The following is a 241-nucleotide window of genomic DNA, read 5'->3' on the forward strand; positions in this document are numbered from 1 at the left end:
ACCGATTAATTTATCTTCTATTTCACTTGGAGAGATTTGTTCTCCACCTCGTTTAATTAATTCTTTGGAACGACCCTTTAATGTCAAGTTACCGAGATTATCTATTTGTCCCAAATCTCCCGTTAAAAACCAAACCTGTTCTTTAATTGCATTTGGTAACTTCATTAAAAATCTAGAATTTTGATTAGCTTCTGAATTATCCTTGTATCCTGAAAAAACTGTATCTCCTGAAATAGCAATT

General features: G+C 32.0%; 1 pseudogene. It reads right to left on the reverse strand.

Features of this window, described 5'->3' with window-relative positions:
- A pseudogene (locus AC3II9_RS22405) lies at positions 1 to 241 on the reverse strand (hypothetical protein); the annotation flags it as partial.

Source organism: Lysinibacillus sp. RU7 (genome assembly GCF_057837305.1).